At 28.4% G+C, this 18,448-nt stretch carries 15 protein-coding genes and 1 pseudogene; 12 read left to right on the top strand and 4 right to left on the bottom strand.

Annotation, left to right across the window (positions count from 1 at the left end):
* Nucleotides 1-2: 2 nt before the first annotated feature.
* The 7 genes from Tmeso_RS10240 (at nucleotide 3) to Tmeso_RS10210 (ending at nucleotide 11,032) form a co-directional block, all read left to right on the top strand.
* Nucleotides 3-2,231, top strand: a complete 2,229-nt coding sequence (locus tag Tmeso_RS10240) for a hybrid sensor histidine kinase/response regulator (protein ID WP_099190847.1) — start codon at nucleotides 3-5, stop codon at nucleotides 2,229-2,231.
* An 87-nt stretch (nucleotides 2,232-2,318) separates the two neighbouring features.
* Nucleotides 2,319-3,350: a chemotaxis-specific protein-glutamate methyltransferase CheB gene (gene cheB / locus Tmeso_RS10235; protein WP_099190845.1), complete on the top strand. Its 1,032-nt coding sequence runs from the start codon at nucleotides 2,319-2,321 to the stop codon at nucleotides 3,348-3,350.
* 45 nt (nucleotides 3,351-3,395) lie between these two features.
* On the top strand, nucleotides 3,396-4,760 hold the full coding sequence (locus Tmeso_RS10230; protein ID WP_099190843.1) for a diguanylate cyclase: 1,365 nt from the start codon (nucleotides 3,396-3,398) through the stop codon (nucleotides 4,758-4,760).
* 214 nt (nucleotides 4,761-4,974) lie between these two features.
* Nucleotides 4,975-7,197, top strand: coding sequence for a diguanylate cyclase (locus tag Tmeso_RS10225; RefSeq protein ID WP_099190841.1), 2,223 nt, complete (start codon nucleotides 4,975-4,977; stop codon nucleotides 7,195-7,197).
* Nucleotides 7,198-7,359: 162 nt separating this feature from the next.
* Nucleotides 7,360-8,043 (top strand): Crp/Fnr family transcriptional regulator, encoded by a 684-nt coding sequence (locus tag Tmeso_RS10220; protein ID WP_099190839.1) that lies wholly within the window; start codon nucleotides 7,360-7,362, stop codon nucleotides 8,041-8,043.
* Nucleotides 8,044-8,161: 118 nt separating this feature from the next.
* A complete protein-coding gene (locus Tmeso_RS10215; RefSeq protein WP_099190837.1) occupies nucleotides 8,162-9,505 on the top strand; it encodes a M20 family metallopeptidase in 1,344 nt (447 codons plus the stop codon).
* Between the two features lie 18 nt (nucleotides 9,506-9,523).
* The gene (locus Tmeso_RS10210) at nucleotides 9,524-11,032 is read left to right on the top strand and encodes a YfcC family protein (protein WP_099190835.1); all 1,509 of its coding nucleotides are present in this window, start codon (nucleotides 9,524-9,526) and stop codon (nucleotides 11,030-11,032) included.
* 173 nt (nucleotides 11,033-11,205) lie between these two features.
* Here the strand turns inward: Tmeso_RS10210 and Tmeso_RS16955 are convergent, their stop codons facing one another.
* Together Tmeso_RS16955 and Tmeso_RS16950 are read right to left on the bottom strand one after the other, a co-directional pair.
* On the bottom strand, nucleotides 11,206-11,739 hold the full coding sequence (locus Tmeso_RS16955; protein WP_099190832.1) for a GerAB/ArcD/ProY family transporter: 534 nt from the start codon (nucleotides 11,737-11,739) through the stop codon (nucleotides 11,206-11,208).
* Nucleotides 11,711-12,289 (bottom strand): annotated as a pseudogene (locus Tmeso_RS16950) (endospore germination permease). The gene Tmeso_RS16955 and the pseudogene Tmeso_RS16950 overlap by 29 nt, the downstream one beginning before the upstream one ends.
* 287 nt (nucleotides 12,290-12,576) lie before the next feature.
* Here Tmeso_RS16950 and mreB point away from each other — a divergent pair.
* The 3 genes from mreB (at nucleotide 12,577) to Tmeso_RS10185 (ending at nucleotide 14,473) form a co-directional block, all read left to right on the top strand.
* A complete protein-coding gene (mreB, locus tag Tmeso_RS10195) occupies nucleotides 12,577-13,572 on the top strand; it encodes a rod shape-determining protein (protein ID WP_099190828.1) in 996 nt (331 codons plus the stop codon).
* 137 nt (nucleotides 13,573-13,709) lie between these two features.
* A complete protein-coding gene (locus Tmeso_RS10190) occupies nucleotides 13,710-13,892 on the top strand; it encodes a DUF255 domain-containing protein (RefSeq protein WP_242967911.1) in 183 nt (60 codons plus the stop codon).
* A gap of 191 nt (nucleotides 13,893-14,083) precedes the next feature.
* Nucleotides 14,084-14,473 (top strand): hypothetical protein, encoded by a 390-nt coding sequence (locus tag Tmeso_RS10185; RefSeq protein WP_099190826.1) that lies wholly within the window; start codon nucleotides 14,084-14,086, stop codon nucleotides 14,471-14,473.
* 113 nt (nucleotides 14,474-14,586) lie between these two features.
* Here Tmeso_RS10185 and istB read toward each other — a convergent pair whose 3' ends face one another.
* Both istB and istA read right to left on the bottom strand, forming a co-directional pair.
* Entirely contained in the window at nucleotides 14,587-15,339 is a 753-nt protein-coding gene (gene istB, locus Tmeso_RS10180; RefSeq protein WP_099190824.1) for an IS21-like element helper ATPase IstB, read from the bottom strand.
* Entirely contained in the window at nucleotides 15,332-16,588 is a 1,257-nt protein-coding gene (gene istA, locus Tmeso_RS10175) for an IS21 family transposase (RefSeq protein ID WP_099190822.1), read from the bottom strand. The genes istB and istA overlap by 8 nt, the downstream gene beginning before the upstream one ends.
* Nucleotides 16,589-16,804: 216 nt before the next feature.
* On the opposite strand from istA, the gene Tmeso_RS17195 reads away from it, so the two are divergent.
* Both Tmeso_RS17195 and Tmeso_RS10170 read left to right on the top strand, forming a co-directional pair.
* A complete protein-coding gene (locus tag Tmeso_RS17195; RefSeq protein ID WP_207653852.1) occupies nucleotides 16,805-16,900 on the top strand; it encodes an HNH endonuclease in 96 nt (31 codons plus the stop codon).
* Between the two features lie 1,258 nt (nucleotides 16,901-18,158).
* The gene (locus Tmeso_RS10170) at nucleotides 18,159-18,425 is read left to right on the top strand and encodes a hypothetical protein (protein ID WP_099190820.1); all 267 of its coding nucleotides are present in this window, start codon (nucleotides 18,159-18,161) and stop codon (nucleotides 18,423-18,425) included.
* Nucleotides 18,426-18,448 lie beyond the last annotated feature (23 nt).

Below are 18,448 nucleotides of genomic sequence, written 5' to 3'. Positions count from 1 at the left end.
AGATGCATATAAACGATGCTGAGTTTTTTAAAAAGCTACGTTCTACCTTCACAATAGAAGCTTATGAGCATTTAAGAATTATTTCATTATCATTGATTGAATTAGAAAAAATGTTCGTTGAAGAAAACAAAAAAACAATTGTTGAAACAATACATAGGGAATTTCACAGCTTGAAAGGTGCATCAAGAGCAGTAAGTATAAAAGAAATCGAGAGTATTTGTCATACTATGGAAAATATATTTTCTAAAATAAAAAAAGAAACATTAGAATTAAATGAACAGATGTTTGATATTTTCAATGAATCTATTGATATTATAGAAGATATTCTTTCCTCACATGAAGGTGAAATTAAAGATATTTCGGTAATTATGGGAAACTTGAAAAAAATAGAATGTGGTAATTTGGGAAAAATTGATTCAATAAAGACTGAAACTGTAAATTTGGATACAGGGATAAATCAAGATGTAAATATAAAACCTAAGTATTCACAAGAAGATAATAATATTATAAAAGCTTCTAAAAATATAAAAAATGAAGAAGATGTAAAAATGCAAAATATAAATACTGTCAAAGTTACTGAAGGTAAAACAAGTGAAATTGTTAGAGTTTCTAAATCTAAACTGGATTCTTTATTACTTCAGGGAGAAGAAATGGCTTATGCAAAACTTTCATCTATTAAAACTGCTAAGGAAATTAAAGAAATCAAGGAATTGATTGATTTATGGAAAAAAGAAAAAGAATATACTTTTATTGAAATGCTCAAAAATAATGTAGATGCTTTGTTAAAATCTGCTGAAAATGAGGCAAAAACAATAGAAATGATGACAGATACTTTTATAGAAGATATAAAAAGCATCATGCTTCTTCCGTTTTATTCTATAATAGAAATGTTTCCTAAGATGGTTAGAGATTTATCTAGACATATAGGAAAGGAAATTGAATTTATAAGTGAGGGTACAGAAATAGAGATTGATAGAAGAATTTTAGAAGAAATGAAAGATCCTCTTATGCATATTATTAGAAATTGCATTGATCATGGTATTGAAAAGTCTTCCAGAGGAACAATAAATTTGAACATTGTACAGGTAAGTAGTGATACGGTTAAAATTGAAATTTCTGATGATGGAGTGGGTATAGATATTGAAAAATTAAAAGAAAAAGCTATTATAAACAATATTCTGACGCAGGGACAAGTCAATGCTATTGATGATGAAAGTGCAAAAATGCTTATTTTCAAATCAGGTATTTCTACTAGTGATATAATTACTGATATATCTGGTAGAGGATTAGGTCTTGCTATTGTATATGAAAAAGTACAAAAACTTGAAGGGTCTATAACTGTAAGAAGTGAAAAGGCAAAGGGAACTACATTCACGATTATACTTCCCATAACTATTTCAACTAATAGAGGAATAATTCTAAAAGTGGAGAAACAAGATTTTGTAATACCAACTGGAAAAGTTGAAAAGGTTATGAGAGTCAAAAAAGATGAAGTCAGAATAATAGAAAATAGAGCTACGATATCGTTAGATGGATATATCATTCCTATTGTTAGATTAAAAGATATTTTAGAGATACAAGATAAAAGAATAGAAGAATCTTCTGGTGATATTATTTCGATTTTGGTGGTAAATGATATGGAAAATAAAATTGCATTAAGTGTCGATGAGATAATAATAGAGCAAGAGGTACTTGTAAAAAGATTTAATAAACAGTTAAAAAAAGTTAGAAATATCGCAGGAGCAACTATATTAGGTTCAGGACAGGTGGTACCTATATTAGCAGTACAGGACCTAATAAAATCATCCCTTAAGAATAGTAACAAATCCTTAAGTATTGTCGGTGAGAGTGAAAAAGATATTATTCAAAACAAGAGGATTATTGTAGTAGAAGATTCAATTACATCAAGAACTCTTTTGAAAAATATTCTAGAAAGTCATGGATATATTGTAAAAACTGCAGTGAATGGGCTTAAAGGATGGGAATTGATAAAATCTGAAAAATTTGATATTGTAATAACAGATGTTGAAATGCCTGAAATGGATGGATTCGAGTTAACATCAAAAATTAGAAATGATAGTCAAACCTGTGAAATACCTGTTATCCTTGTAACTTCCCTTGAATCAAGAGAAGATAAGGAACGAGGTATAGATGTTGGTGCCAGTGCGTATATCGTAAAAAGTGATTTCAGACAAAATAATTTATTAGAAACTATAAAAAGATTAATATAAAAAAGTCTTTATTTTGAAAATCTTAAATGTAGGCTTTTTTGAACTGCATAATGGAAATTATAAAAAAATTATATAGGAGCATGAAATATGATTAAAGTACTTGTAGTTGAAGATTCTCCAACTATTCAAGAATTAATAACTCATATACTAAATTTTGATGAGAATATTGAGGTAATTGGGGTAGTTAATAATGGAGAGGAAGCCATTAAATTTATACAGAAAAATAAACCTGATATAATAACTATGGATATAAGTATGCCTATAATGGATGGTTTTGAGGCAACAAGGAGGATAATGGAAACAAATCCCATACCTATTATAGTAATAACGGGATTGTTTGATTCACATGATATAGATAAAACTTTTGAGGCTATTGAAGCTGGAGCTGTTTCTGTTATAGAAAAACCAGAAGGCATAGACCATAATGATTTTTGTGAAATATCACAAAATATTATTAATATGGTCAAATTGATGTCAGAAGTGAAAGTTGTAAAGCGTAAAGCTGATTATAAAAATAGTAAAATGAGTTTATCAAGTGGTATGAATTTGAAAAATGGTTTTTTGAATATAAAAGTAGTAGTTATAGGGGTATCGACAGGAGGGCCTGCTATTCTTCAAACTTTATTTTCTAGACTTCCATCTAAAATAAAGGTTCCTATACTTGTTGTACAGCATATAGCTCCTGGATTTTTAGATGGACTTATTGAATGGCTTTCTAAATCTACAGAGTATCCAATACATATAGGTTCACAGGGAGAATATGCACTGCCTGGACATATTTATTTTGCTCCCGATGGGTTTCATATGGAGATTAGAAAGAATGGACAAATATTTTTAAATACGGATGAAAAAGAAAATGGATTAAGACCATCGGTTTCATGTCTGTTTAGATCAGTATTAAATCATTATGGTAAAAACTCAATGGCAATTCTTCTTACAGGTATGGGAAAAGATGGAGCTCAAGAGTTAAAATTATTAAAAGATAAAGGGGCTATTACTGTAGCGCAAGATAAGAAAACTTCTGTGATTTATGGTATGCCAGGAGAAGCTGTAAAGCTTAATGCAGCTACATATGTCCTTCCGCCTGAAAAAATTGCAGACCTATTTGGGAAAATATAAATTTAAATTACAGTATAAGTTATTAATATACAGGGGGAGGTAAATATGAATAAAGAAATACAAATTTTGATTGTCGAAGATAGTTTAACTCAAGCTGAACAACTAAAATTTATTCTTGAAAAAAGAAGTTATAAAGTAATAATTGCAAATGATGGGATTCAGGCTTTAGAATACATTAATGAATTTATGCCTGATTTAGTAGTAACAGACATACTTATGCCTAAAATGGATGGTTATGAACTATGTCAAAAAATTAAAGAGAACGATAAGTTGAATCACATTCCAGTTATTTTACTTACATCACTTTCAGACCCTATAGATGTTATAAAAGGTCTTAAGATTAAGGCAGATAACTTTATAACAAAACCATATAATGAAAAATTTCTTCTTTCACGAATCCAACATATGCTTATTAATGTAGAATTGAGAAAAAATAAAATTGGAGAGATGGGTATTGAAGTATTTTTTGCGGGAGAAAAGCATTTTATTAATTCAGAAAGAATACAAATAATAGATCTGCTTCTATCTACTTTTGAAAATGCTGTTCAAAAAAGCAAAGAACTTGAAAATGCAAATAATGAATTAAAAAAAGCATTTGAAACTATTAGAAAGCTTGAAAAAAATTACAGAGGGATTTTAGAAAGTAATACAGATGCTCTTATAGTAATTAATGACGATAAAAAAGTACTATACCTTAATCCTGCAGCAAACAAGTTGTTTGGTGAAAAGTACGAGGAATTAATATTTGATACTTTAAATTTTGATGAAATTGAAAATGGAATTGAAGAAACTAAAATAAATGATATAAATGGCAATCAAATTATTGGGGAGGTATGTATTTCAGAAACGGATTGGGAAGGGAAAGATGCATATCTTTTATCTATTAGAGATATTACTGAAAAAGTACGTCTTCGTGAAAAATTAAAAGTTCAGTCTCTTACAGATGAACTTACATCATTATATAATAGAAGAGGTTTCTTTAATATAGTTGAACATAAGGTTAAGTTTGCAAAACGTAACAAAAAAGGAATGCTATTATTCTTTATTGATATTGATGGTATGAAGTGTATTAATGATAATTTATCTCATAATCAAGGGGATTGTGCATTAGTCGGTGCTGCGAAGATTTTAAAAGATACTTTTAATGAAAACGATGTACTTGCAAGAATCGGAGGAGATGAATTTGCAGTTCTATGTATGAATGTAGATGAATCCTATGGAGCAAAACTAATAAATAGGCTTATGGATAGACAAAGTGAATTCAATAATAAACATGGTTATGATTTTAATATATCTATGAGTATAGGATACTCATATTTTGATCCTGACAACCCAATAGATATTAAAGAATTAATAGCTAGAGCGGATAAAAAAATGTATAAGTATAAGAAAAGTAAACGAAATATATAAGGATAAAAAATACAAAAAAATCGCATTGGATATACTCTAGTGCGTTTTTTTATTTAAAAATAAAATGGAATTCATTGGATTTTCAAAAAATTTGATAAAACACTTAATAGTATACCCGATATTTGTTATACTATTTTTATAATCAACATTTTACGATGAAATATTACATAATAAATTTAAAATATATAATATCTGGGGGAGTAGGTGAATTGTAATGCTGAGAATAGATATTAAAGGTTTATTGAATAATTTAGGATTTAAATTGGGAGCTTATATGTTAATTGTTACAATCATACCATTAGTCACTTACTTGATATTGAATACCATAGTTGTTTCTAAATACTTTTCAACAATGGAGGAGACAAATATAATAGACAAAGCAGAGAAAGCAAATAAAATTTTTCAATCACAGGGATTAGAGTTGGGAGTACTAGCAAAAGATAATGGGATATGGGATACTTTATATCAAAAGATAGAAGAAAAAGATACTGAATGGTTTAAAAAAAATTATTCTGAGTGGAGCCCAGATAATTTTGGTATAGATTTGATAGTCATAGCTAACAAAAACAGAGAAATTATAGATCAATACGGATTGAAATATATAGATGATCCACAATTACTTAAGGACAATATAATTAGTAGTGTATTAGATGGAAAGTATGATGGGAAGAAGAACTATCCAAGTGGGATGAAAATGTATGACGGGAATTTGTATATTATAGGAGTTTCTCCTATTCTTTTATCAGATTATAAAGGAACTTCAAGAGGAATAGTTGTATTTGGTAAAAAAATAAATTCTGAATATCTTCAGAATATACAAGAGAAGTTTGGATATAATATCTTATTTTCCAATGGGGACGAGTTTGTTTCAAATACAGAAATAAGTAAAGAAATTGAAGAAAATATTGACATATTAAAACAAGCAAACGATAAAAAAACATTTAAGCTAGGAAAATCAAAGATTGTTGGAGGTATCTCCGTTAAAGATATTTCGGATGAAAAAATAGGAAAACTATATATTGTTGAATCTAGGGATATATTACTATCAACACGTAGATTAGTACATAAGAATGCTTTTTATATTTTTATTTTATCTTGTAGCATAAGTTTACTATTATGCATTAGATTGAAAGAGATAATTATAAAACCAATGAAGGAACTTGAAAATGAAATTACTAAAACAGGAAACAAAAAATTACCAATATATATGAAGACGAACGGGGTAAATGAAGTTGTTGATTTTTCTAATAACCTTGCAAAAACTCTAAATCAAATGAATGATAATATTTACCGCTATAAAAAAGAAAACAAAAATCTAAAACTGATTTCTAATACAGATGGTTTGACTTCATTATATAATCATAGATATTTTTATGAATGTTTTAACGAGAAAGTAAAATTAGGGCGTAGACCCATAATAGTTTTGTTTTGCGATATTGACAAATTCAAATTGATAAATGATATTCATGGACATATTATAGGTGATATGATTTTAAAAGAAGTAGGAAATATTATAAAGGAATCAGCACAAGAAAATGGGTTGATATTTCGATATGGTGGAGAAGAGTTTGTAGTTATGCTTGATAATTATAATTTGGAAAGTTCTTTTCAAATAGCAGAAAATATAAGAATTAATATTATGAAATCTAAAAAAATTCAAGATTATTCTGAAGACGCATCAGTCACCATTAGTATTGGTTTGGCGTCATATCCTGAGGATTCGGTAGATGCAAAGGATTTAATAGAAAAAGCTGACAAGGCTATGTATTTTGCAAAACAAAATGGTCGCAATCAGTGTTGTATATATAATGAAGATATAGATAAAATAATACTACAAAATTCTAATGAGTTTGTAAAAAAAGAAATATTAATAGATTCTGCATTTGCTATAAGTGCAGCTATTGATGCTAAAGATGTATATACGGGTAAACATTCTGAGTTGGTTACAAGATATTCACTTTTGCTTGCTGAACAACTTCAGATGTCAGTACAAGATAAATATGAATTAAGGATAGGGGCATTATTACATGACTGTGGTAAAATAGGAATTCCTGATGATATTATTCACAAAGCAACTAGTCTAACAGATGAGGAATATAATATAATAAAAAATCATACTATATTGGGAAATAATATTGCAAAACATATTGCAAAAAATCCTGTAATTATTGCTTGTGTTAGAAATCATCATGAAAGATGGGATGGAAAGGGATACCCAGATGGACTTTCAGGAAAAGATATTCCTATACATGCAAGAATTGTATGTGTTGCAGATTCATATCATGCTATGATATCTGATCGACCATATAGAAAATCTTTATCTCAAGATGAAGCTTTTGAGGAATTAAGAAAGAACAAAGGAACTCAGTTTGACCCTAATTTAGTTGAAGTATTTATAAAAACAGTTCAGGAGGATATTGGGTTTGAATATGCTTAAAAGATTATAAACTATTGAAAACTAAATTAGTAACATGTTAAAATATAAAAGCGTTCTAGTGAATACCTGATAAAATGAAATTACCGCTAGATATAAAACGACAAAGAATTTTGCTATCAATATTTACAATGTAGTGTCAATATTATTTTGAGAGGTATTATTATGTATGAAAAGATTTTTGATCAAGAGATACAAAAAGAAATGGATGATTTTTTTATAAATAATTTATCAGGTTATGGTAAGATTGAAACTTTAAAAAAAGGTCAGATTATAAATCAAAAGAATCCAGATAATATTTATATTATTCTGGAAGGTGAGTTTAATCAAATTATGTATTCAAAAAATGGAGATGAAATAATTTTTTTTAGAATGACTGCTGGAGATATATTTGGAGAGATAGATTTTTTTGACAATAGCAGAACTTTTGTTATGTATAAGTCGTTAAAAAATACCAAAATATCTATTGTCAATAGAGAAATCTTAGAAGCTAAGTTAAAAGAAATACCTATTATGTATAATTATTTTTTAAAAAGTATAATAAGAAAGCAAAGAATGATTATGATTGAACTTAGTAATTTTAAATTTAATGATTCTATTGGGAAATTAGCAGACTTTTTGGTACGGCTTTATTATACAGAAGATATAAATATAAAGTTCAAAAACCATATAAGTATAGTATTAACTCATGAAGAAATAGCCAATAGAATAGGGCTTAACAGAACTACTGTTACAAATGGGCTTAAAATTTTTAAAGATAGAGATCTTATAGAAGTAAAAGATAGAAAATTAATAATAAAAGATATACAAGGTCTTAAAAATTTAACAAATATACCATTAGAAGAATAATCATGACTATGTCATGATTGTTTTTATTTTGACAAAATGTTCCCTAGACAACAGAAAAATTTTTAAATTTTATATAAAATTTTTATTGTACATAAAAAATATAAGAAGGGGATTTCATATGAAAAATATAAAAGAGAAAATTGAATTGAATTTTAATGATTTTGTTGCTGATCTTCAGAGCTTAATAAAAATACCAAGTGTATATGAAGAAGATAATAGTAATTATCCCTTTGGAAAAAATATAGACGATGCTTTAAAACAAATGTTATCAATCGCTGAAAAATTAGGGTTTAAAACATATTATGATCCTAATGGATATTATGGGTATGCCGAATATGGTAGTGGAGAAGAAATGGTTGGAGTATTAGGTCATATAGATGTGGTACCAGCTGGAGATTTAAAAAAATGGAATACTAATCCTTTTTATCCTGTAATTGTTGATGGAAAATTATTTGGGAGAGGAACTCAAGATGATAAAGGACCAACTCTTGCTGCTATGTATGCTTTTAAGGCAATACTAGACTCTAATGCTACAATTAACAAGAAGATAAGATTTATATATGGTACAGATGAGGAAAACCTTTGGAAGGGAATCAATGAATACAATAAAAAAGAAAAAATACCTGATTATGGATTTACTCCAGATGCTAGTTTTCCACTAATATATGCAGAAAAAGGTCTTTTACAAGTTGATTTAGTTGCTAAAAATGATACAGATATAAGGTTAAAAGGTGGAGATGCCTATAATTCTGTTCCTTCAAATATCTCTTATGAATCTAAAGATTCATGCAAGTTGGAAGAAGCTCTTAAAGAGTTAGATTTTGAATATAAAAGAGAAGACAATAACATAACAATTATTGGAAAAAGTGTTCATGCTAAAGATTCTGAAAAAGGTATAAATGCTATAACTAGATTATTGATAGCTATGGATAAAATAGGTCTTAAATCAAAAGCTATAGACTTTGTGGTAGATAATATTATGGAAGATGCATTTGCAACTAAGATATTTGGTGAATGTGCTGATGAAGCTTCAGGAAATTTAAAGTTTAATATTGGTAAGATATGTATTGATGAAGAAAAAGAAGTCTTAAATATAGATATTAGAATTCCTGTAACGGTTGAAAAGGACTTTGTTGTAAGAAGATTGAATGAGGTAGCACAAAAATATGGTTTTGTTATTGAGGAAAATGATTATTTAAGATCTATATATACTCCTCTTGATTCTCAATTAGTAAAAACTTTGATGGAATCTTATGTAGAGGTTACTGGAGATACAAAAAGCCAGCCTATCTCATCTGGTGGGGCAACTTATGCAAGAGCTATGGATAATTGTGTGGCTTTTGGACCAGCTTTTCCATATACAAAAGAGACAGAACATCAACCAAATGAGTACGTTGAGCTAGATGAAATAAAAACAGCAATAGAGGTTTATTCATCAGCTTTAGTTAAATTATTAAAATAACAAAGGAGGATATTTAAAATGCAAAAAGCCAAGAAAAAAATGAGTTTTCCAACTGCTTATACGGTATTATTTATTGTTTTAATTTTAGCAGCAATATTAACTCATATAGTTCCAGCTGGTTCTTATGGTAAACTGTTATATGATGATTCTACACAAAAGTTTGTTGTTAATTCACCAAATGGTTCTACTAAGGAGTATGAGGGAACACAGGAAACTCTTGATAAATTAGGTATTAAGATAGACGTTTCTAAATTTACAGATGGAAGTATTTATAAAGCTGTGGCAATTCCTAATACATATGAACAACTTAAAAGTAATCCTCAAGGAATTAAAGAGGTTATTCAAGCTCCTATTCAAGGTGTTTATGAAACAAAAGATATTATGCTGTTTGTATTTATAATTGGAGGTATAATAGGAGTATTAAACAACAGTGGTGCTTTTGATGCAGGTTTTGCAAGTTTATCGCGTGCAACAAAAGGAAGAGAATATTTATTAATAGTTATAGTTACTTTCTTAATTGCTTTAGGTGGTACAACTTTTGGATTAGCAGAAGAGACGATAGCGCTTTATCCAATACTAGTTCCGGTATTTATGGTAGCAGGATATGATGCAATTGTTTGTATAGCTGCTTTATATATGGGTTCATCTATTGGTACAATGTTTTCAACTGTGAATCCTTTTTCTTCAGTTATAGCATCTAATGCAGCAGGGATAGCATTTACAAATGGGCTTAAGTTTAGAATGGCTGGTCTTGTAATAGCTACTATAATAACTGTTGTATATATTATCAAGTATGCTGAGAAGATTAAGAAAGATCCATCAAAGTCTCTTATATTTAGTCAAAAAGAAGAATTAGATAAGAAATTCTTAAATCAAAATAAAGAAGTTCCTGAGTTTACTGCTAGACGTAAACTTATGTTGGCTTTATTCATAGCTGCTTTTGGTGTTATGATTTGGGGTGTTTCATCTCAAGGATGGTGGTTCTTAGAAATGACAACGCTATTCTTAGTAGTGGGTATTATTATTTGTGCTATTTCTGGAATGGGTGAGAAAGAAGCTGTTCATAACTTTGTTGCAGGAGCTGCTGATTTAGTAGGTGTTGGACTTACAATAGGTGTTGCAAGAGCAGTTAACTTAATACTAGACAATGGACTTATTTCTGACTCAATACTTAATAGTGCTACTCATGTAGTTCAAGGAATGAATGGAGGAGTATTTGCTATATTAATGCTGTTTATATTCTCTGTTCTTGGATTCTTTATTCCATCATCATCAGGTCTTGCGGTTTTATCGATGCCTATAATGGCACCTCTTGCAGATACTGTTGGACTTCCAAGAGATGTGATAGTTAGTGCTTATCAATATGGACAAGGGTTAATGGCTTTTATAACTCCTACAGGACTTATATTAGTAACTCTTTCTATGGTAGATGTAACATATGATAAGTGGCTGAAGTTTATTATGCCTTTAATGGGTATGATAGCAGCATTTTCAGGAATTATGTTATTAGTACAGGCTTTAATTTAAAATAAAATCAAAAGGGTTATAATGATTTTTTAATCATTATAACCTTTTTTTATGTATGAAGGCATTATAAAATTTTGGCTCTCTGGACAACACTGATGAAAGAACTATATTTGTAATTGTTTTTGAGTAACGTAACCCGAAGGGATTGTTGGCGACACGAGTGTACGTAGCGACTAGACGAATTTTTTATGTTTTATTTCTGCGACAACCCATATTATAATAGGCAAAATAACTTGAAATAAAAAAGCATAGTAGGGCCATGTCGTAAAACTCCATTCAATCATTTCAAAAATACTATCATATATTAGATAAGATAAATTAAGCATTAACAATGCAATTGGAGTTACTACAAATCTATAGTTATTAAGACCAAACAATTTAGTAGTTCCATTACAAGCACCTAACAAGCATATACTTATCTTGATAAACCCTCCAATTAAAAAAGCTGTAGATATAATTATTTCAATTCTTTGTATAAAATTACCGACATTTGCTCTAGACATAGCATGCTCCCCCGGGAAAAATAGAGTGCTGTAAGCATTTTTTCCTAACACTAAAAGGTTACCTAACGAAGTTATAAATACTATAAATATGCCAACTATTAATCCAAATGTATAAACTCTATATGGTGATTTACTGTTTTTTAATGGTGAAAAAACTAAGCAGAATAAAACTGTTTCAGCAAAAAGGAAATGAAAAAACTCCAAAAGCTCCTTGAATTACAGGTTTTATTCCGTTATATAGTATAGGGAAAATATTATTTATATCACTATTAGGAAGCATAATTAAGACTGCTACAATTAATAAAAATATGATTACTAATAAAAAAAATTCTCACCACCTTCCTAAAAGCTCGATTCCACCTTTTATAATCCAAGTAGATAAAAAAATGATAAATATCATAGGTATAATCATTGGAGTTTTAGATAATGAAATTGTACCAATAAATTCTCCGAAATTCCTTAAAACTAATGTTCCTAAATGTAATGAAAACCAAATGTATAATATACTAATGAATTTTCCAATAAATTTACCAAAAATTATTTCCAAAATATCAAATAGGTCTTTTTGGGGGAAAAGAGAAAGGAGGCGAGCATAAATCATTAATATCGGAAATGCAAACAAAGTTGACAATATAATAGCTAACCATGAGTCATTTTCAGCTTTACTACCAATACCCACTACAAAGGTACTTCCTGTTATAAATAATATTATAAGACATATACCTTGTTTATTTGAAATAACTTCTTTATTCATTACTTGTTCTCCTAACAGTTAAAAGTTATATTATAGTTTAACCTAAATTAGGTTAGCTTAATTCTAAGAAAGAATATCTTTTATTTAACTCTCTAAAAACAAACCACATCTCGTATATATATAATATAATAGACTGTTTATAAATAATAATGCTTTTACAAATTAAAGATTAATATAAATTATTTGTGCTTTGAAAAGCAATTAAGTCAAGATATATACAGTAGAAAAGTAACCTGGTAGTGACTTTGTAAAAAAGATATGTTGTAAATTTGAAAGGAGAAATATTAATGAGATTTTTTATAACTTCTAAGGATATTGGAATAGATTTAGGAACATCAAATACCTTTTTATATGTAAAAGGTAAAGGAATTTTATTAAGAGAACCTTCCGTTGTAACTGTAAATACCAAAAATAGACAAGTTTTAGCAGTTGGAATAGATGCTAAGAATATGACAGGTAGGACACCAGAAGGTATTGAAACTATCCAACCCTTAAAGGATGGAGTAATTGCGAACTTTGATTTAACGGAGCAAATGTTGAAAAAGTTTATTGATAAAGTTAATGGCAAAGGGGTTTTTAAAAGCTCTAGAATTGCAATTTCACATCCTTCAGGAATTACCGAAGTTGAAAAAAGAGCAATTAATGAGGTAATAAGTCAAGTAGGTGCACGTAAGGTTATGTTAATTGAGGAATCTGTGGCTGCAGCTATAGGGTCAGGGCTACCTGTAAATGAGCCTGTTGGTAACATGATTATTAATATAGGTGGAGGCACTACTGAGGTGGCAGTTATTTCTCTTCAGGGAATTGTTATAAGCAAAAGTTTAAAAGTGGCAGGGGATGAACTGGACAAGGCAATTATTGGATATGTAAAAAAAGAATTTAATCTAATTATAGGAAAAAGAACAGCAGAGAAGGTTAAAATTGAGGTGGGTTCTGTATATGCGGATGAAGATGAAAGAAATATGAAAATAAGTGGAAGAGATTTAGTAACTGGGTTTCCAAGGGCTGTTACTATTACAGAGAGTCAAATAAGGGAAGCTTTGAAAGAACCAGTAAATTCAGTAATTGAAGCTATTAAAGCTGTCATTGAACAAACTCCACCAGAGCTCACAGCTGATATAATGGACAAGGGTATAATGATTTCAGGCGGGGGAGCACTTCTAAAAGGATTAAATAAACTTATATATAGTGAAATAAATATACCTGTGTATATTGCAGAAGATCCACTTGATTGTTCCGTTCTTGGTGCTGGGATGTGCCTGGACATTATAGATAAAATTTAATTAAGTTGTAATTTATTCTACGATATATCAAGGTATTATTTATTTTTGAATTTATTTATTATAAACAATATATAAGTATAAAATGGGCATTATATAAAAAGGATTTATATTTAAAATTTAATTAGGAGGTTATAAATATGAAAATAAATACTAGAGTATCTAATAGATTATCTAGGGAAAAGTCTCCTTATTTGCTTCAACATGCATATAATCCAGTAGATTGGTACTCATGGAGTGAAGAAGCCTTTAGAAAAGCAAAGGAAGAAGATAAACCAATATTTCTAAGTATAGGTTACAGCACTTGCCACTGGTGTCAATGAAGTAATTGTAAGTAATATTATTTTGTACATAATGATTTAAATTTAAAAAGTTATATTTAAATGATAATTCTATTAATTAAAAGGCAATAAAAGTGCTTTTTATATTACTAGAATTTAGAACTGGTGATTTGTTCTAAGTTAAGTAGGACAAACATATATATTTAATGAATAATAGAAAGGGGGAGAGATAAATGAAAAAAGAAATGACTTATGAAGAATTTAATGATAATTATACAATAGAAAATAGAAAGGTGTATGAAATAAAAGATGAATTAGATAAAAGAGGTATAAAAGACCTCAAAAGCAGATTAAACTTTGTAGAAGAAAATTACGATGGTCAATACTACATGTATTTTGCTTTAAAAGAAGTGGATGATGTTATATTAAAAAATTATAATGAGCTCAATGAAGAATTTATATTAAGAAAAAACCCTATTGATTATTTATTACGTGCATTTGGTTTTGCTATTAAATTTATGCCAGAAGGACTTCCGGAACATGCTTATGATTATATGAAAAGCAACTCAAATACGTTTTTATATAATCTTATAGATCAATATAGAGAACAGGGTGTTATATAATATATAAAAGAAATTTTAGATAATACGTATATATTTTTAAGAGATAAATAGGAATATAGTATGAAAAAGATAACCCTATAAATGTCAAGTTAATTCTCCCCAATTCTTTGCAATTAAGATTCCTCACTTTCATGCACTTTTAACTTGTCTTTAATTCTATATGATGGTCCAGTTATGTTAAATAAATAGGAATAGTGTAATATCCTATCTAATATTGCTTTAGTGATCATTTCATCTTGTCCAAGTATATTTGACCACTTATCAAAAGTAATGTTACTTGTGAATATAGTAGACCTTTTTGTGTACCTCATATCAATAAGCTGAAAAAAAAGTTTTGATTCCAGTGTTGAGATTTCACTAAATCCAACCTCATCAATAATTAGCAATTTATACTTATAATAATGTTTTAGTCTTTTTTCAAGCAGGCCCTCATTATGTGCTTGTTTTAAATTTCTAATTAATTTTGAAAATTTTATGAAATAAACACTGTTTCTTTGAATCGCTACTGAGTATCCAATTGCAACGGCTAAATGAGTTTTCCCAACCCCTGGATTTCCTATAAAAACTACATTAGTAGCATCTTGATAGAAATTTGATTCACTTAAATTTATTATTTTATTTTCATCAATATTTGGTTGAAATGAAAAATCATAGTCCTCAATTTTTCTTATAAATGGAAATGCTGCTACTTTTACATTATATAATTTATTATTTTCTTCTTTGGCCTCAACTTCCTTTCTGAGCACCTTATTTAATCCCTTTAATTCGCTCTGTGATGTGCTATCATTTATATGTAACTCTTTAAGATACGAATGTGCAGACTTTAATTTAAGGTATACAAGTTGATCTAATACGTCATTAATCATAAATAATATTCCTCATTTCTTCAATTATAATGTCTTGCTTTGAATCACAATTTTTCACATCTTTCGATGGATAATATAGATTGTGAGACTCCTTAATGTTTAATTTATTTTTAGATATATTATGTATAGTTACAATTTTATTGTTATAATAAACATGTAGTTGACTGTTTTTTACTATTAAATTTACTTTGAATCCTATTAATCTTTTAGGTACTGAGTACTTATTTGATTTATATGAAACCAAAGAATCTTTAGTTACAGCAACTTGGTTTATTGAAAGGTGATAATTTTCGCTTATTCTTCGTGGTGGAAGGTTGGAAAACTCACCTTTTTCTTTATTTAATAGAAATATTCGTGGTAAATTTGTTGCTTGTGAAATACTTTTATTATCTTCATCGTTTATAATTTTCAACTTATCATGAACATCTAAGAGATCAATATATATCCCATTATAATTTTCTAATTGTGATGGTTTTTTATTTTGAGTTTCTGTTTTTCCTTTTGTTTCTGGCCTATAAGGCATGCAAGGCTTGCACTTGAGGTCATAATCCCTTAAGAACTCTTCGAATTTAACATTTAGAACAGCATCTCTATCTTTTGTTCTAGGTTTATCGACCAAACACTTTATGTTATCTATAACCAATTCTTTTGGAACACCTCCTATAGTTTCAAATGCACTCGCTAAGAAATTTACTATTGTCTCGTATTTAGTGTCTAAAACAATTTCTCTAACGTTATACCTCGAAAAACCAAGTGTTAGAGTAGCAACATTTACGCGTACAATTTCTCCGGTTTCATAGATTATTTTTATCCTTTCTTTTAAATCAAACTGTGCTTGTACTCCTGCATTAGTTTCAAATCTTTCATAAAATTTTTGTGTTTTCTTTTTATTGAATAATGAATTAATCTCATCATCCATTCTTACATACCTGTTTAAAGTAGAACTACTACATGTGATTTTATGTTCTCTAACTAAATAATTATAAAGATGATCTATATAATCAAAAGTTCTGTATTTATCAGTTAATAGTTTTATAATCAAATCTCTATACTCATCTAGATATTTAACTCTTTTTCTTGTAGCAGATGGCGTTTTTCCATTCAAATAATTTCTAATTGTTTTTCTATCTTTATTTAATTCTCTAGCAAGCTTAGTTATGTTCAACTTCAATTTTCCTTTCTTAAATGAATCAGCAAACATGGCTAAATCATTTATATTTTCAATATTATTAACAATTATTTCTGTCATTATAATCACCTCAAAATGATTATAACAAAAGAGTACCTATAGATTATAACTGGGGAAAGTTACGTGCATACTATTGGGTACTCTTATTTAAACATTTATAAACCCTTTACTTTGATAAGGGTTATCTTTTTTATATACATATAAAGGATACATATTAAGTTCATTCATTTCCTTTTCTCGAGTAATATATTTTATATATTCTCATCATAAAATACAATTGGTGATGATACTGTAGAGAATGGAATAGCAGTTTGTCAAAATTGCCATAGACGACTACATTTTGGTATTAGAAATACTGTTTTATTACTATAATTATATAAAAATAATAAATCAATTTTTAATAGGTGATATAAAACGTGAAAAACCACAAAAAAATCGTGGTTTTCTTACTGAATTAATATTGTTCTATATTAATTTGTTTGTTTTTTAGATGTCATTATATTAATAACAACTTTATGCAAAGTTTCAATAGATTCTGTTGATGGATTATTTATAGATTTTATATTAAACTTGATTTTATTCATACAATCAGCCCCCTTTCACGATCTAAGTCGCTGTAAGGGTTTTTTTGTTGTGAAAAATTAAGAGATTACTTAATTAGTTAAAGAATAAAGTATTTAAATAGAGTGAATTATTCTTTAGACTAAAAAAGGTTTTAGAGTTAGTATATAGGTGACCCAGTGCCTAGTAAAAAAGTTTCGCTTGTTTTCTAGGATGTAATCCTTGTTTTCTCCGTGAGAAATTTTTGTGAAATCAAAAATATAGAATTAATGGTGGGGTTGTAATCTTTGTAAAATCAGGTATTGAAGAGTATTAAAGTATAAAATGCTTTGAATAGGGGGTGTGATACTATACACTATATAAATAAAAGCCCTATATGGCAAAATATAGGGTTCTAAAGTGCCATATAAGACTTTATTATTGAGTGGGCGGTTTAAGTACAGGCTGATACAGAAATTTCTACTATAAATAATTACACCAGTACCCATAATAATATATTATGAGAACTTACAAATACAAACAATTGAATTTTATCATATAAATAAGCTACCATAGATATACTTCTAGTAAAAGTATATCTATGGAACTTCTCTTGATTTATAATTAATACCAAAATCACCAGTTACCTTTATTAATCTATGAATTTTACTTATGTTTGTTGTCTCTATGCCTATTCAAATCAGAAGTCCAAATTCTGCCCTGAAGTATATTAAGAGTAAATATATTAAGATTAGCCTTCGGCAAGGTTTACCTATTTTCTTATTCCATTAATTAATAGGGGAGGGCGTTCGCTGTAACACTCACATATTACCTCTAAAACACTTTAACAATCACCATACATAATTAAAACCTATTCTAAAAGGTGCCTTATAGCTTTACGTAAAAAATAAGCTGTCTAAATAGAGGAGTATGATAAGAATGAAAAATCTTGTATCTTGCTATTTTATATAAACTTGAAGATTTATTCTTATTGGTATAAACTAGAAATGTAATCTTTGGAAGGGGAGAACATGAAGGAAAAAGCAGGTATAGTATCACTTCTTATAGGGGCTTTTTTATAGAGGATAGCTTGTCTGCATTAGGGGATGGTAGGTCACAATATATTTATGGAGTTATATTTGCTATGATATTTATAGTGAGTGGGATACTGTCTTTTAAAAAAAACTTATGGGGATTTTTGTTGAATGTATTTACTGCAATAGGAACAGTGATTTATATTATTAATGAGTTTGTTGAAGGTGATCCTCATAACATTGGTATAGGAAGTCTCATTTTCTGGTTTATAATTTTTTATGGAATAGCCATTAGAACTCATAGAGAAAGTAAAGAAGGTTAAAAGTGATTTAAACAATTTTATTA

The organism is Tepidibacter mesophilus, from assembly GCF_002724055.1.
In the GTDB taxonomy this organism is placed as follows: Bacteria; Bacillota; Clostridia; order Peptostreptococcales; family Peptostreptococcaceae; genus Tepidibacter_A; species Tepidibacter_A mesophilus.
The sequence above is the reverse complement of the archived record's forward strand: the minus strand, read 5'-3'. Positions and strand labels throughout refer to the sequence as shown.